This window comes from Streptomyces sp. NPDC058001 (assembly GCF_042886315.1).
Lineage (GTDB): Bacteria > Actinomycetota > Actinomycetes > Streptomycetales > Streptomycetaceae > Streptomyces.
This window is the reverse complement of the sequence record NZ_JBHVQT010000015.1, coordinates 17,118-31,867: the sequence shown is the minus strand read 5'-3', so window position 1 is coordinate 31,867 and position 14,750 is coordinate 17,118. Positions and strand designations below refer to the sequence as shown.

Sequence of the window (14,750 nt, the reverse complement as noted above, 5' to 3'; positions counted from 1 at the left end):
CCTCCTAGCAGCGGATACGGGTCATCTTCGGGTCGAACAGCGGCTCGTCGGCGACCGTCGCCGCCACCTTCTCGCCGAAGTACTCGATGTGCACGCCGGTCCCGCTCTCCAGCGCCGGCAGCCAGGCGTACGCGACACAACGCCCCAGCGTGTAGCCGTACGCCGCGCTCGTCACATAACCGGAGGGCGCGCCGCCGATGTGCACGGGCTCATGGCCGAGGACGACGGCGGACGGGTCGTCGAGGAGGAGAGGGGTGAGTCTGCGGGTGGGTGCGCCGCCGGATGACAGGGCCGCCAGGGCGGTGCGGCCGACGAAGTCGCCGCGGTCCATCCGGACGGCGAAGCCGAGTCCCGCCTCGTAGGGGGTGTCCTCGGCGGTCATGTCCTGGCCCCAGGCGCGTAGCCCTTTTCCAGGCGCAGGCTGTTGAACGCCGACCGCCCGGCCGCGACGACCCCGAGCCGCTGCCCCGCCTCCCACAGCGTGTCCCAGAGCCTGAGCCCCAGATCGGCCGTCGTGTACAGCTCCCAGCCCAACTCGCCCACGTACGACAGCCGTAGCGCGGTGACCGGCACATGACCGACGTAGGTCTCCTGGGCGCGGAAGTAGCCGAAGCCCTCGTGCGAGAAGTCGTCAGGGGTCAGCGGCTGCACCAGGTCCCGGGCGAGCGGGCCCCACACGCCCACGCAGCAGGTGCCGGAGGTGATGTCCCGGACCTGGACGCCAGCGGGCGCGTGCCGCAGGAGCCGGTCGAGATCGGCGGGGGAGTTGGCCCCGATCTGGAACCGGTCGTCGCCGAGCCGCGCCACGGTCAGATCGGAACAGATCCCTCCGGCCTCGTCCAGAAGCAGGGTGTACGTGACCGCGCCGGGCTTCTTCGCGAGGTTGTTGCTGGTCATCCACTGGAGGAAGGCCAGGACGCCCGGACCGGTGACCTCCAGCCGGCGCAGCGGTGTCATGTCGTAGAGGGCGACCCTCTCGCGGGTCGCGCGCGCCTCGGCCGCCGCGATCGGTGACCAGTACCGGGCCGACCAGGCGTCCCGCGCGGGAAGGTCGAGCCCCTCGGCAAGCGGGGCGTTGGCCTCGTACCAGTGCGGGCGCTCCCAGCCGATGCCCTCCAGGAAGTACGCCCCCAACTCCCGCTGCCGGGTGTGGAAGGGGCTCACCCGCAGGGGGCGCGGCTGCTCCAGGGGCTGAAGCGGGTGCAGTACGTCGTACACCTCGACGAACTGCTGGGCTCCCCGGTCGTGGACATAGGCGGGCGAGCGCTGGGCGTCGTCGAAGCGGGTCAGGTCGCACGCGTGGACGTCGAGCGAGGGCCGTCCGTCGACCATCCACTCGGCGACCGCCTTGGCGACCCCCGCAGAGTGCGTCACCCAGACCGCCTCCGCCAGCCAGAATCCGCGCAGCGCACGGGACTCGCCGAGGAGGGGCATGCCGTCGGGCGTGAACGAGAACACGCCGTTGAACCCCTCCTCGATCCGCCGCCCGGTCAGCACGGGCATCAGCCACTGACAGTCCCGCCAACTCGGCTCCCAGTCCTCCTCGGTGAAGGGATACGAGGACGGCATCGCGCGCCCGTCCCGGCGGGCCTCGTCGTATCCGGGAACGGTGAACGGGTCGACGGGCAGCGGCCGGTGCGCGTACGAGCCGATGCCGAGGCGGTCTCCGTGCTCACGGAAGTAGAGGTCGCGGTCCTGGAAACGGAGGATGGGCAGGGGGGCGGGGGTGCCGGGGGTGCCGGGTGCGATGCGGGTGTCGGTATCGGGGGAGGTGTCGGTTCCGGTGCCGGAGGTGGGGGCGGTGCCCGGGGTGGGGGCGGTGGTGAGGGCGGGGATCGGGCCGGTCTTCGCGTACTGATGGGCGAGCGGCAGCAGCGGAACGTGCACACCGGCCATCCGCCCGATCACCGGCCCCCAGAATCCGGCGGCCGACACGACATGGTCGGCCGGGAAGGTTCCCCGGTCGGTGACGACGGCGCTGACCCGGCCCGCCTCCCGTGCGATACCGGTGACGGTGTGCCGGCCGAGGAACCGTGCGCCGCGCCGCTCGGCCCGTTCGCGCAGGGCCCGGGACGCGAGCAGGGCACGGGCCACTCCGTCGTCCGGGGTGTGGAAGCCCCCGAGCACGACGGATTCATCGATGAGCGGCCAGAGTTCCTTGCAGCGCGCGGCGTCGACCAGTTCGCCGCGCACACCCCAGGACGTGGCGAGCCCGGCCCTGCGGTGCAGATCCGCCCAGCGCTCCGGGGTTGTGGCGAGTTCCAGGCCGCCGACCCGGTGGAAGCAGGAGAGGCCGTCCACCTCCAGGGCGGAGAACGTCTCCACGGTGTGGCGGGCGAAGGCGGTGAGCGTCCTCGACGGGTTCGTCTGAAACACCAACCCCGGCGCGTGCGAGGTGGAACCGCCCGGAGCGGACAGCGGCCCCTGGTCCAGCACGGTCACATCGGTCCAGCCGCGCGCGGTCAGCTCCTCGGCGAGACAGCAGCCGACGATGCCGGCCCCGATGACGACGACCCGCTGACCTTCATGACCTCCAGGATCTCCATAGGGCACGACCTACTCCTCTGCTGTTGCGCAGTGCAAGTTGGGTTGCGCTATCGGAGACATAGTGAGAACGCCATCAACAGGCCGTCAAGGGGTACGGGTTAAGCCTGGGCAAAACGCGCCGGCGCCCCGAAACGTGTCGGACACACCGGCTCGATTCCGTCAGAACCCGTACCCCATCCGCCGGGACAGCTCCGCCCCCGCGGCCACCGTGCGCTTGGCGAGTACCGGCAGCCGCTCGTCCGCCAGCCGGTACACCGGCCCCGAGACGCTGATGGCCCCGATCACCTTCCCGTCATGCGCGCGCACCGGCGCCGCGACCGCCGTCAGGCCGACCTCGAACTCCTCCAGCGCGATCGCGTACCCCTGCTCGACCACGGCCTCCAACTCACCGCGCAGCGCTCCCGTTCCGGTCACCGTACGGTCCGTGTACCGCGGCAGCGGCCGGGCGAGCAGCCCTTCACGCAGCGTCGGCGGGAGATGTGCGAGCAGGACCTTTCCGCTGGACGTGGCGTGCAACGGGGTCCGTCGGCCGAGCCAGTTCTGCGCGGTGACGGCGGCCGAGCCCCGCGCCTGCATGATGTTGACCGCAGCGTCGTCGTCGAGAACCGCGATGTTGACCGTCTCACCGAGTTCGTCGGCGAGTTCACGACAGACCGGCATGCCCTCCTGGGAGATGTCCAACCGCACCGCCGCCGACCCCGCGAGGCGCAGGATCCCCGCGCCCAGGTAGTACTTGCCCCGGTCCTTGGCCTGCCCGACCAGACCCCGGTTCTCCAGCACACCGAGCAGCCGGAACGCCGTCGACTTGTGCACATCCAGCTCGTCCGCGACCTCCGTGACACCGGCTTCGCCGTGCCGGGCGAGTATCTCCAGCACGCTGACCGCGCGGTCCACCGACTGGACGGCACCCGCCACACCCTTCGGCTGCCTGCCCCGGGGCTCCGCGGTCCGCTCGGCCTGTTCCTTCGGAGGGGTCATAGCCCAACTCTCTCCACCTGGCGGCCCGTTCCGGACCGTGTCTTCGGGGAGCCCTTGACGCGGCGGGCCCCCGATCGGATTCTGTTGCGGACAGCGCTCCCTCGTGCGTCATGTGAAACGTCATGCTATCGATCTGCCCTGGATCAGAGGGGGGCCCGTGATTCCCGTTTGCCGCCTCGAAGACCTCCCCGCGGGCGAATCCGTCCGCGTCGACACCACACCACCCATCGCCGTGTTCAACGCCGACGGCGAGCTGTACGCGATCGACGACACCTGCACCCACCAGGACGCGTCCCTGTCCGACGGCTGGCTGGAGGGCCCTGTGATCGAATGCCCGCTGCACGCCGCCTCATTCGACCTGCGTACCGGCCGCCCCCTGTGTCTGCCGGCCCGACGTCCCGTCCGCACCCACCGGGTGACCGTCGAGGACGGCGTGATCCATGTCCATCCGGAGGCGAAGGAAAGCACCGCGGCCCCCGCCACTCCCGCACCTGGGCAGAACAAGGGGGCCGCGGTACCCGGCGGCGTCATCGCGCCGTCGACGTAACCGACGGCGTAACCGACGGCTGCCGGCTCCGCCCTATATCCCGGTGGTTGTCCCGGGGGCTTCCCCTAGCCCCCTCAGGAGTGCGACAACTGCCGTGCCCCGCCGGTGTCCCTGAGCGCCCCGGCCTCCCGCAGGCCCCCGCTCTCCCGTGTGCCTCCGGTCGACCCGCTGTCCTGTACACCCCCGCCGGCCGCGCTCTTCCGCGCACCGCCCTCGCGCGCGCCGCTCTCCCGCACGCGGCTCTCCCGTATTCGCCCGTGCCCCCGCTCCCGGCCCCGCCCCCGCTCCGCACGCCGTGCCTGCTTGCGGGCGCGGCGGCGCTCACGGCGCAGGGCGCGGGCCGTGCTCGCGGGGACCGAGATGACACCGTTGCGCTGGCGCCATACCTGTCGGGTCACCCAGACGTCGAGGACTCCCCAGGTGGCGACGACGGTGCCGGCCACGCTGCTGATCACCATGGGGAACGCCAGCCAGGACCCGGCCAGCGTGCACAGGAACGCCGTCATCGCCTGGATCAGGGTGATCGCCACGATGATCACCGCCCGCACGGCGGCCGTCCGCACCGGATCCGGCATCCGGAACCGGGTCGCGGGCTCCTCGATCCACAACGGCTTGTAGTGCACCGAACTCTCGCGCTCCGAACTCTCGCGCACCGAACCCGTACTCATCGACCTTTCCCGCGCTGAACCTTCACGCACCGAACCTTCGCGCGCCGCGCCGCCCCTACGCCACGTCAACTCGTGCCGCTCTGCCGTGCCCATCAACCCGTCACTCCCCACCGTTCAGCAGGCCATCCGCCGGGGTGCCGTCGGAACCGACTCACTGTGGCTGCCCGGCTTGCTCTGCTTTACGCCACCTGGAAGCGGCATGCGGCACATGTGACCGCATTCCGCTCCCAACTCCCGTACGAAGGACGAACGAGCGGGCCGGAAGATTCCCGCCCACCGCACGATTTCGGCCAACTGATGGGCAGAGGGGCACAGATCAGGCCGCCGGGACTCCGTCCGACGGCGGGAGGCAATCTCCCCCAATGGGGGGACAACTCCCGACGTCGCCGTCCCGCCCCGGCTCAAATGTGTGCGGACACGCCTTCGAGTTGTTCCCACGTGAGTAGTAGGCTCGCCGCGTTTGTTGACGCACGTTCGAAGAAGACGCACGTTGCACCCCCGTCGGCGGGGGGTCGATCTGGGGGAGGCCATGCGCTTTCGCGGGAAGTCGATCCGCCGGAAGATCGTGGCACTGCTCCTGGTGCCCCTGGTCTCGCTGACGGCTCTGTGGGGCTTCGCCACGGTGCTCACCGGACAGCAGGCGTACCGGCTCCTCAGTGTGGCCAGGGTCGTCGACCGGATCGGGTACCCCGTCGAGGACACCGTCCGCGTCATTCAGCAGGAACGCCGTCAGTCCCTCGTCTATCTCGCCGACCCGCGCGGCTCGGACGCCCTGACCGACCTCCGCAACACCCGTATGCGGACCGACGGACTCGTGGCGGACATCCGGTCCGCGGCCAAGGACTCCGGACTGCGCGGTGAGATGGACGCCGACTCCCGCAGCCGTCTCACCTCGCTGCTCGACGCGCTCGACGGCATCTACTCCCTGCGCCGCACCGTCGAGGAGGGCACGGTCACCCGGGCCACGGCCCTGGACCTCTACAACCGTCTCGTCGACCCCTGCGACGCCTTCCTCCTCACCCTCCAGGGCCTCGACAACGCGGAGATGGACAAGCAGGGCCGCGCCCTCGTCGGCATCTCCCGCGCGCGTGAACTCCTGTCGCGTGAGGACGCGCTGTACGGCTCGGCCCTCGTCGTGGGCCGCCTCACCCGGGACGAGATCCGCGGTATCTCCGACCTGGTCGCGCAGCGCACCCTCCTGTACGAGTTGAACCTGGCGATGCTGCCCGCCGACGAGCGGGAACGCTTCGAGGGCTACTGGAAGAGCGCCGACACCACACCCCTGCGCGTCGCGGAAGCCTCGGTCGGAGACGCCGTACCCGGACCCACCAGCGGTATCGGCGCGGGTGACTGGAACCGCGCCACGAGCCAGGTCCTCAACGGTCTCGGCGACCTCAACACGGCCGCGAGCGACCACTACCAGGACCGCGTCCACCCCATCGCCGTGGGCGTCATCGTGCGCGCGGTCGTCGCCGGCGTACTCGGCCTGATCGCGCTCCTCGTCTCCCTGGTCCTGTCGGTACGCGTGGGCCGCGGCCTCATCCGCGACCTGCGCCGTCTGCGGCTTGAGGCGCACGAGGCGTCCGGTGTGCGGCTGCCCGGCGTGATGCGCCGGCTCGCGGCGGGTGAACAGGTCGACGTCGAGACCGAGTCGCCCCGGCTCGACTACGGCAAGGACGAGATCGGGCAGGTCGGCCAGGCGCTCAACACCCTCCAACGGGCAGCCGTCGAGGCCACCGTCAAACAGGCCGAACTCCGCCAGGGCGTCTCCGAGGTGTTCGTCAACCTCGCCCGCCGCAGCCAGGTGCTCCTGCACAAGCAGCTCACGCTTCTCGACAGCATGGAACGCCGCACCGAGGACACCGACGAACTCGCCGACCTCTTCCGTCTCGACCACCTCACGACCCGGATGCGCCGCCACGCCGAGGGCCTGGTGATCCTCTCCGGGGCCGCGCCCTCACGGCAGTGGCGCAAACCCGTCCAACTGATGGACGTCGTACGCGCCTCGGTCGCCGAGGTCGAGGACTACGAGCGCATCGAGGTACGGCGCCTGCCCCGGCTCGCCATCACCGGCCCCGCCGTCGCCGACATCACCCACCTGGTCGCCGAACTCCTGGAGAACGCCACGGTGTTCTCGCCGCCGCACACAGCCGTCCAGGTGCACGGCGAGCGCGTCGCCAACGGCTTCACACTGGAGATCCACGACCGCGGCCTCGGTATGGCGGCCGACGCCCTCCTCGACGCCAATCTGCGGCTCGCCGAGACACCCGAGTTCGAACTGTCCGACACCGACCGGCTGGGCCTGTTCGTCGTCAGTCGCCTCGCCCAGCGGCAGAACGTCCGTGTCTCCCTCCAGCCGTCCCCGTACGGCGGCACGACCGCGGTCGTGTTCATCCCCGACGCGCTGCTCACCGACGCCTCCGACACGGACGGCACGGGCCTGCGCCTCGACCGTTCCCTCGCCGACGGCAAGGAACTCGACCGCGTGGACACCGACCCGACGGCCGCACTCGCCCAGGTGCCCGTGCAGCTGCCGGGGTTGCCCGCGTCCGTCCTCGATGGACCTGTGGAGCTGGAGGCGGCGATCGGACCCGTGGACGACCTCGACGCCTTCCCGGGCGCACTCGGCGACGACGACAGCGAGCGCGGTGGCCTGTTCCGGCGCCGCCGCTCCGTGTCCGCCGTCCCGCGCGAACAGCACCAGCAGACGCCCGACGCGCACGACCCGCCCGACCAGCACTCCCGCCCCGACGGCGCGGACATCCCCGACGGGGCCCCGCTGCCGCGCCGCCGCGCGCCCAAGCTCGTCAGCTCCCACGGCCGCCCCGTCACGGACCCCTCGGGTGACGACCGCGAGCGGACCGCGTCCGCCGGCGGCGACCGAGCCGACAGCCGCGCGGAATCCGGCGTACCGGACCTGCCCCGGCGGCGCCGCTTCACCGACCCACCCGCACGCACCGGGACCCCCGCCGGCGAGGCGTCCGGCGGCGACGCCGACACCGACGGCCTCCCGCGCCGCGTACGACAGGCCAGCCTCGCACCCCAGCTCAAGGAGGGCCCCGCGCGTCGCACCGAGCGCGAGGCCGCCCGGCAGCGCCCGGAGGACCGGGACGCCGACGAGGTACGCAGCCGGATGGCCTCGCTCCAGCGCGGCTGGCGGCGGGGCCGCGAGGAGAACGCCGTGGGCGACGACGCCCAGGACGGCACCGCACAGCGAACAACATCTGAGGGGGACGGTCGATGACCGCACCGAAGGCCACCGACCGGACGACGACCGGGGCGACGGCGACGACCGGCACGAGCGCCGATCTGAACTGGCTCCTGGACGACCTGGTCGAGCGCGTCGCCAGCATCCGCAAGGCACTCGTCCTCTCCGGGGACGGCCTGCCCACCGGCGTCTCCGACGGCCTGACCCGCGAGGACAGCGAACACCTCGCGGCCGTCGCGTCCGGCTTCCACAGTCTGGCCAAGGGCGTCGGCCGCCACTTCGAGGCGGGCAGCGTCCGCCAGACCGTCGTCGAACTCGACGACGCCTTCCTCTTCGTCACGGCCGCCGGCGACGGCAGTTGTCTCGCCGTCCTGTCCGACGCGGACTCCGACGTCGGCCAGGTCGCCTACGAGATGACGCTCCTGGTCAAGAGGGTCGGTGTGCATTTGGCCGCCGCGCCACGCACCGATCTGCCCTCGGGAGGGTAGTGGGATGACATGAGCGGAGACGGTTTCGGGACCCCCCACTGGTTCGACGACGACGCAGGGCCGGTGGTGCGTCCGTACGCCATGACACGCGGTCGCACCACGAGCGCCGCCCAGCACCGCCTCGACCTGATCGCGCTGGTCGTCACCGAGCGGCACGCGGACGACCCGGAGGCCGACCAGAGCCTGTCCCCCGAGCATGTCGACATCGTCGAACTCTGTCGCGACACGCCCCAGTCCGTCGCGGAACTCTCCGCCGAACTCGACCTCCCGATCGGCGTGGTACGCGTCCTCATCGGCGACCTGGTGGACGAGGAACTGGTCCATGTGACCCGGCCCGTACCCCCGGCCGAACTGCCGGACGAGAGTATCCTGCGCGACGTGATCAACGGCCTCCGGGCGCTCTGAGCAGCGCGAAAGCGGGGAGAACGACGTGACGGGCTGGCAGTTCTGGGTCGACCGAGGCGGCACCTTCACCGATATCGTCGCGCGGCGGCCCGACGGCCGTCTCCTGACGCACAAACTCCTCTCCGAGCAGCCGTCCCGGTACGCCGACGCCGCCGTCGCGGGCATCGGGGAACTCCTCTCCGGGCAGCCGGACCCGGTGATCGACGCCGTCCGTATGGGCACCACCGTCGCCACCAACGCCCTCCTGGAACGCAAGGGCGAGCGCACCGCCCTCGTCATCACCCGGGGCTTCCGCGACGCCCTGCGCATCGCCTACCAGAACCGGCCGGACATCTTCGCCCGCGAGATCGTCCTGCCGAGCCTGCTCCACGAGCGGGTCATCGAGGTCGACGAGCGCGTCACCGCCGACGGCGAGGTACTGCGCCCACCCGACCTGGACGCCCTCGAAGGCCCGTTACGCCAGGCGTACGACGACGGGATCCGCGCCCTGGCCGTCGTCTGCCTGCACAGCCATCTGCACCCCGACCACGAACGCCGGATCGGCGCACTCGCCACCCGAGTCGGCTTTCCGCAGATCTCGCTCTCCAGCGAGGTCAGCCCCCTCATGAAGCTCGTGCCACGCGGTGACACGGCCGTCGTCGACGCGTATCTCTCGCCCGTACTGCGCCGCTATGTGCGGCAGGTCGCGGACCAACTCCACGGCGTACGGCTGATGTTCATGCAGTCCAACGGCGGTCTCACCGAAGCCGGACAGTTCCGCGGCAAGGACGCCGTCCTCTCCGGGCCCGCCGGCGGCATCGTCGGCATGGCACGGATGTCGCAACTCGCCGGCTTCGACCGGGTCATCGGCTTCGACATGGGCGGCACCTCCACCGATGTGTCGCACTTCGCCGGCGCCTACGAACGGGTCTTCACCACACAGCTCGCCGGGGTCCGGCTGCGCGCCCCCATGCTCGACATCCACACCGTGGCCGCGGGCGGCGGGTCCGTGCTCCACTTCGACGGCAGCCGCTACCGCGTCGGCCCCGACTCCGCGGGCGCCGCCCCGGGGCCCGCCTGCTATCGCGGCGGCGGACCGCTCACCGTCACCGACGCCAATGTGGCACTCGGCCGCATCCAGCCCGACCACTTCCCGCATGTCTTCGGGCCCGGCGGAGACCAGCCGCTGGACGACACGCTCGTCCGGGACCGCTTCGCCGCACTGGCCCGTGACATCCGGGAACGCACCGGTGACGACCGCACACCCGAACAGGTCGCCGAGGGCTATCTCCAGATCGCCGTCGCCAACATCGCCAACGCCGTCAAGCGGATCTCCGTCCAGCAGGGCCACGACGTCACCCGCTACGCCCTGACCACCTTCGGCGGGGCGGGCGGCCAGCACGCGTGCCAGGTCGCCGACTCGCTCGGAATCCGCACCGTGCTCGTGCCGCCCATGGCCGGCGTGCTGTCCGCCCTCGGGATCGGCCTCGCCGACACGACCGCCATGCGCGAGCAGTCCGTCGAGGCCCCACTCGGACCCGGCGCGATGCCCCGCGTCCGCGAGATCGCCGACGACCTGGAGAGCGCGGCCCGCACCGAACTCCTCACCGAGGACGTACCGGCCGACCGCATCCGGGTCACCCGCCGCGCCCAGCTCCGCTACGACGGCACCGACACCGCCCTGACCGTCGAACTCACCGAACCCGACGCGATGACCCGTGCCTTCGAGGACCGTCATCGCGCCACGTACTCCTTCACCCTCGACCGCCCCCTGGTCGTCGAATCCCTCTCCGTGGAAGCCACCGGCCTCACCGAACCCCCCGATCTCTCCGCGCTCTCCGCCTACTCCACCCCGGCCGACGGCACGCCCGGCACACCCCCGGCCGTCCGCCTCCACACGGGCGGCGCCTGGCGTGACGTACCCCTGCTGAGGCGTGCGCAGCTCCCGCCCGGCGAGTCCGTCACCGGCCCCGCGATCGTCACCGAGGCCGGCGCCACGACGGTCGTGGACGACGGTTGGCGAGCGGCCCCGCGCCCCGACGGCCACCTGGTCATGGAACGGGTGAGGGAGCCCGGAGGTTCCGCCGCGACGGCGGAAGCCGATCCGGTGCTCCTGGAGGTCTTCAACAACCTCTTCATGTCCATCGCCGAACAGATGGGCGCCCGCCTGGAGTCCACGGCCCAGTCCGTCAACATCAAGGAACGCCTCGACTTCTCCTGCGCCCTCTTCGACCCGGACGGCAGCCTCGTCGCGAACGCCCCGCACATCCCCGTCCACCTCGGCTCCATGGGCACCAGCGTCAAAGAGGTCATCCGCCGCCGCACCGGTATGCGCCCCGGCGACACCTACGCGGTCAACGACCCGTACCACGGCGGCACCCACCTGCCCGATGTCACCGTCATCACGCCGGTCTTCGACGCGGCGGGGGAGCGGATCCTCTTCTACGTCGCCTCGCGCGGCCACCACGCCGAGATCGGCGGTATCGCCCCCGGGTCCATGCCCGCCGACAGCCGCACGATTGACGAGGAGGGCATCCTCTTCGACAACTGGCTCCTCGCCGAGAACGGCCGGTTCCGCGAGGCCGAGACCCTGGACCTGCTCACCGCCGAGCCGTATCCGTCCCGCAACCCGCGCACCAACCTGGCCGATCTGCGCGCCCAGATCGCCGCCAACCAGAAGGGCGTCGACGAAGTCGCCCGTATGATCGACCACTTCGGGCTCGATGTCGTCCAGGCGTACATGAAGCACGTCCAGGACAACGCCGAGGAAGCGGTACGGCGCGTCATCGACGCCCTTGAGGACGGCGAGTTCCGTTACGAGACCGACTCCGGTGCCGTCATCCGGGTCCGGGTCACCGTGGACCGTGCCGCCCGCGGCGCGACCGTCGACTTCACCGGCACGTCACCGCAGTTGGCGACCAACTTCAACGCGCCCTTCGCCGTCGTCAACGCGGCCGTCCTGTATGTGTTCCGCACCCTTGTGGACGACGACATCCCGCTCAACGACGGCTGTCTGCGCCCGCTGCGGATCGTCGTCCCGCGCGGCAGCTTCCTGGCGCCCGAGCCGCCCGCCGCCGTCGTCGCGGGGAATGTGGAGACGTCCCAGGCCATCACCGGAGCCCTCTACGCGGCCCTGCGCGTGCAGGCGGAGGGCTCCGGGACCATGAACAACGTCACCTTCGGCAACGACCGGCACCAGTACTACGAGACGGTCGCCTCGGGGTCGGGTGCCGGAAACGGCTTCCCTGGGGCGTCCGTCGTACAGACCCACATGACCAACTCGCGCCTCACGGACCCCGAGGTCCTGGAGTGGCGACTGCCCGTCCTGCTCGAAGAGTTCACCGTCCGCCACGGCAGCGGCGGGGCCGGGCGGTGGCACGGCGGGGACGGCGCCGTGCGGCGCATCGCGTTCCGTGAACCCATGACCGTGTCCACGCTCTCCCAGCACCGCGTGGTCGCGCCCTACGGTCTCGCGGGCGGTGAGCCGGGAGCCCTGGGCGCCAACCGGGTGGAGCGCGCCGACGGCACGGTCCTGCGGATGAGCGGCAGCGACTCGGCGGACGTCGGCCCCGGCGATGTACTCGTCATCGAAACCCCTGGCGGCGGCGGATACGGTCCACCGGCGCGTGACACCAGTGAGGCAGGAGAAGAGAGCGATGATCTTGGGGCGTACTGAGCGCGGCAAGGCCCCTGTGGAGCCTGTCACGCTCAAGATCCTCGTGGCCGGCGGCTTCGGCGTGGGCAAGACGACCCTCGTCGGCGCGGTCAGCGAGATCAAGCCGTTGCGCACCGAGGAGATGCTCAGCGAGGTGGGCCGCCCGGTCGACGACACCAGCGGTGTGGAGGGCAAGCACACCACCACCGTGGCGATGGACTTCGGCCGGATCACGCTCCGCGCGGACCTGGTGCTCTATCTGTTCGGCACGCCCGGACAGGACCGCTTCTGGTTCCTGTGGGACGAGCTGGCGACCGGCGCGCTCGGCGCGGTCGTCCTGGCGGACACCCGCCGGCTGGAGGACTGCTTCGCGGCGGTCGACTACTTCGAGCGCAGATCCATACCGTTCGTCGTCGGCGTCAACTGCTTCGAAGGCGCGACCCGTTACCCCGTCGACTCGGTACGGCGGGCCCTCGATCTCGACGAGCGGGTCCCGGTGGTGCTGTGCGACGCGCGCGACCGGGAGTCGGTGAAGGAAGTCCTCGTCGAGGTGGTCGAACACGCCGTGGCGCGCGTGGCCGCGGCCCGGGAACACGCCACTCCCTGACAGCGCGTCACGCGCCCCCCGAGCCCCCGCGACCCACGGCCCGCACCCCCACCGACCGGGGTACGGGCCGCGGGCCCTCCGCGCGCGTGCCGCACGGGCGGGGTCCACGCGCGCGTGCCTCAGCCCTCGGCCTCCTCCCAGCCGAAGCTCTTCTCCACCGCCTTGCGCCAGTTGTGGTACTCGCGATCCCGCGCGCGTGCCTCCATCGCGGGTGCCCACTCGGCGTCCTTCTGCCAATGCGCCTTGAGCTGGTCCAGGTCGTTCCAGACCCCCGTCGCGAGCCCGGCCGCGTAGGCGGCGCCCAGACACGTGGTCTCGGATACCCGGGGCCGGATGACGGGCACACCGAGGACGTTCGCCTGGTGCTGCATCAGCAGATTGTTACGGGTCATCCCGCCGTCGACCTTGAGCGTGGTGATCCGTACCCCCGAGTCCTGGTACATCGCGTCGACGACCTCACGGGTCTGCCAACTCGTCGCCTCCAGGACGGCGCGCGCCAGATGCGCCTTGGTGACATACCGGGTGAGCCCGGTGATCACCCCGCGCGCGTCGGCGCGCCAGTACGGCGCGTACAGGCCGGAGAACGCGGGCACGATGTACGCGCCGCCGTTGTCGTCGACGCTCGCGGCGAGTGGCTCGATCTCGTCGGCGGAGCGGATGATGCCGAGCTGATCACGGAACCACTGCACAAGAGCGCCGGTGATCGCGATGGACCCTTCGAGACAGTAGACGGGTGCCTCACCGCCGATCTTGTACCCCATGGTCGTGAGCAGACCGTTCTTCGACGCCACGGGACGGTTACCGGTGTTGAGCAGCAGAAAACTGCCCGTGCCGTACGTGTTCTTGGCCGTCCCCGTGTCGTAGCACGCCTGGCCGAACACGGCGGCCTGCTGATCGCCGAGCGCCGACGCCACGGGCACCCCGGACAACTGGCCCACCGCCGTCCCGTACACCTCTGCGGACGACCTGATCTCCGGCAGCACGGCCTCGGGCACATTCATCGCGGACAGGATCGACGGGTCCCACTGGAGGGTCTCCAGGTCCATCAGCATGGTCCGTCCGGCATTGGTCACATCGGTGACGTGCACGCCGCCGTCGATACCGCCGGTGAGGTTCCAGATCAGCCAGGAGTCGATCGTGCCGAAGGCGATCTCACCGCGCTCGGCGCGGGCCCGCAGACCGGGGACGTTGTCCAGGAGCCAGGCCGCCTTGGGGCCCGAGAAGTAGCTCGCGAGCGGCAGCCCGGTCCGCTCACGGAAGCGGTCCTGCCCGTCCGCGCCGCCGAGTTCCACGCACAGGGCGGCCGTACGGGTGTCCTGCCACACGATGGCGTTGTGTACGGGTTTACCGGTGGCACGGTCCCAAAGGACCGTCGTTTCGCGCTGGTTGGTGATGCCGAGCGCGCTCAACTGCTCGGCGCGCAGCCCGGCCTTGGCGAGGGCACCGGCCACGACGGCCTGGACCTTGGACCAGATCTCGGTGGCGTCGTGTTCCACCCACCCGGGCTTCGGGAAGATCTGGCGGTGTTCCCGCTGGTCGACGGCGACCATGGCGCCGTCCTGGTCGAAGATGATGCAGCGGCTCGACGTGGTGCCCTGGTCGATGGCGGCGACGTACTTCACGGAGCTGTCGGGCATGGCCGGATCCCTTCCTCGGAAGCTGCGGAAG

The 14,750-nt window shown here is 71.0% G+C and carries 11 protein-coding genes; 6 read left to right on the top strand and 5 right to left on the bottom strand.

The genetic code is table 11. The annotated features are described in order from the left end of the window. Positions 1-4: 4 nt before the first annotated feature. The 3 genes from ACFVT5_RS33315 to ACFVT5_RS33305 form a co-directional block, all read right to left on the bottom strand. On the bottom strand, positions 5-382 hold the full coding sequence (locus ACFVT5_RS33315) for a glycine cleavage T C-terminal barrel domain-containing protein (protein WP_389895765.1): 378 nt from the start codon (positions 380-382) through the stop codon (positions 5-7). Beyond that, positions 379-2,553, bottom strand: coding sequence for an FAD-dependent oxidoreductase (locus ACFVT5_RS33310; protein ID WP_389895763.1), 2,175 nt, complete (start codon positions 2,551-2,553; stop codon positions 379-381). Before ACFVT5_RS33310 ends, ACFVT5_RS33315 begins: the two co-directional genes overlap by 4 nt. Positions 2,554-2,706: 153 nt before the next feature. Then, positions 2,707-3,525, bottom strand: coding sequence for an IclR family transcriptional regulator (locus tag ACFVT5_RS33305; protein WP_389895760.1), 819 nt, complete (start codon positions 3,523-3,525; stop codon positions 2,707-2,709). A gap of 157 nt (positions 3,526-3,682) precedes the next feature. Here ACFVT5_RS33305 and ACFVT5_RS33300 point away from each other — a divergent pair, with 157 nt between their 5' ends. Further along, positions 3,683-4,072 (top strand): bifunctional 3-phenylpropionate/cinnamic acid dioxygenase ferredoxin subunit, encoded by a 390-nt coding sequence (locus ACFVT5_RS33300; protein WP_389895758.1) that lies wholly within the window; start codon positions 3,683-3,685, stop codon positions 4,070-4,072. A gap of 74 nt (positions 4,073-4,146) precedes the next feature. On the opposite strand, the gene ACFVT5_RS33295 is transcribed toward ACFVT5_RS33300, so the two are convergent. Further along, complete coding sequence (locus tag ACFVT5_RS33295) at positions 4,147-4,833, bottom strand: hypothetical protein (RefSeq protein WP_389895755.1); 687 nt, start codon at positions 4,831-4,833, stop codon at positions 4,147-4,149. 436 nt (positions 4,834-5,269) lie between these two features. Between ACFVT5_RS33295 and ACFVT5_RS33290 the strand changes: the two genes are divergently transcribed. From ACFVT5_RS33290 to ACFVT5_RS33270, 5 genes are read left to right on the top strand one after another with little or no spacing between them, the layout of a single operon-like run. Further along, the gene (locus ACFVT5_RS33290; protein ID WP_389895752.1) at positions 5,270-7,984 is read left to right on the top strand and encodes a nitrate- and nitrite sensing domain-containing protein; all 2,715 of its coding nucleotides are present in this window, start codon (positions 5,270-5,272) and stop codon (positions 7,982-7,984) included. Beyond that, positions 7,981-8,436, top strand: coding sequence for a roadblock/LC7 domain-containing protein (locus ACFVT5_RS33285; RefSeq protein ID WP_389895749.1), 456 nt, complete (start codon positions 7,981-7,983; stop codon positions 8,434-8,436). The genes ACFVT5_RS33290 and ACFVT5_RS33285 overlap by 4 nt, the downstream gene beginning before the upstream one ends. Positions 8,437-8,445: 9 nt before the next feature. Beyond that, complete coding sequence (locus ACFVT5_RS33280) at positions 8,446-8,841, top strand: DUF742 domain-containing protein (RefSeq protein WP_389895746.1); 396 nt, start codon at positions 8,446-8,448, stop codon at positions 8,839-8,841. 25 nt (positions 8,842-8,866) lie between these two features. Continuing rightward, positions 8,867-12,496 carry a hydantoinase B/oxoprolinase family protein gene (locus ACFVT5_RS33275; RefSeq protein ID WP_389895744.1) on the top strand — a complete coding sequence of 1,210 codons (3,630 nt, stop codon included), beginning with the start codon at positions 8,867-8,869 and terminating at the stop codon, positions 12,494-12,496. After that, positions 12,477-13,082 (top strand): ATP/GTP-binding protein, encoded by a 606-nt coding sequence (locus ACFVT5_RS33270; protein ID WP_389895741.1) that lies wholly within the window; start codon positions 12,477-12,479, stop codon positions 13,080-13,082. Before ACFVT5_RS33275 ends, ACFVT5_RS33270 begins: the two co-directional genes overlap by 20 nt. Positions 13,083-13,201: 119 nt before the next feature. Here the strand turns inward: ACFVT5_RS33270 and glpK are convergent, their stop codons facing one another. Next, positions 13,202-14,719, bottom strand: coding sequence for a glycerol kinase GlpK (gene glpK / locus ACFVT5_RS33265; protein ID WP_389895739.1), 1,518 nt, complete (start codon positions 14,717-14,719; stop codon positions 13,202-13,204). Between the last annotated feature and the right edge of the window lie 31 nt (positions 14,720-14,750).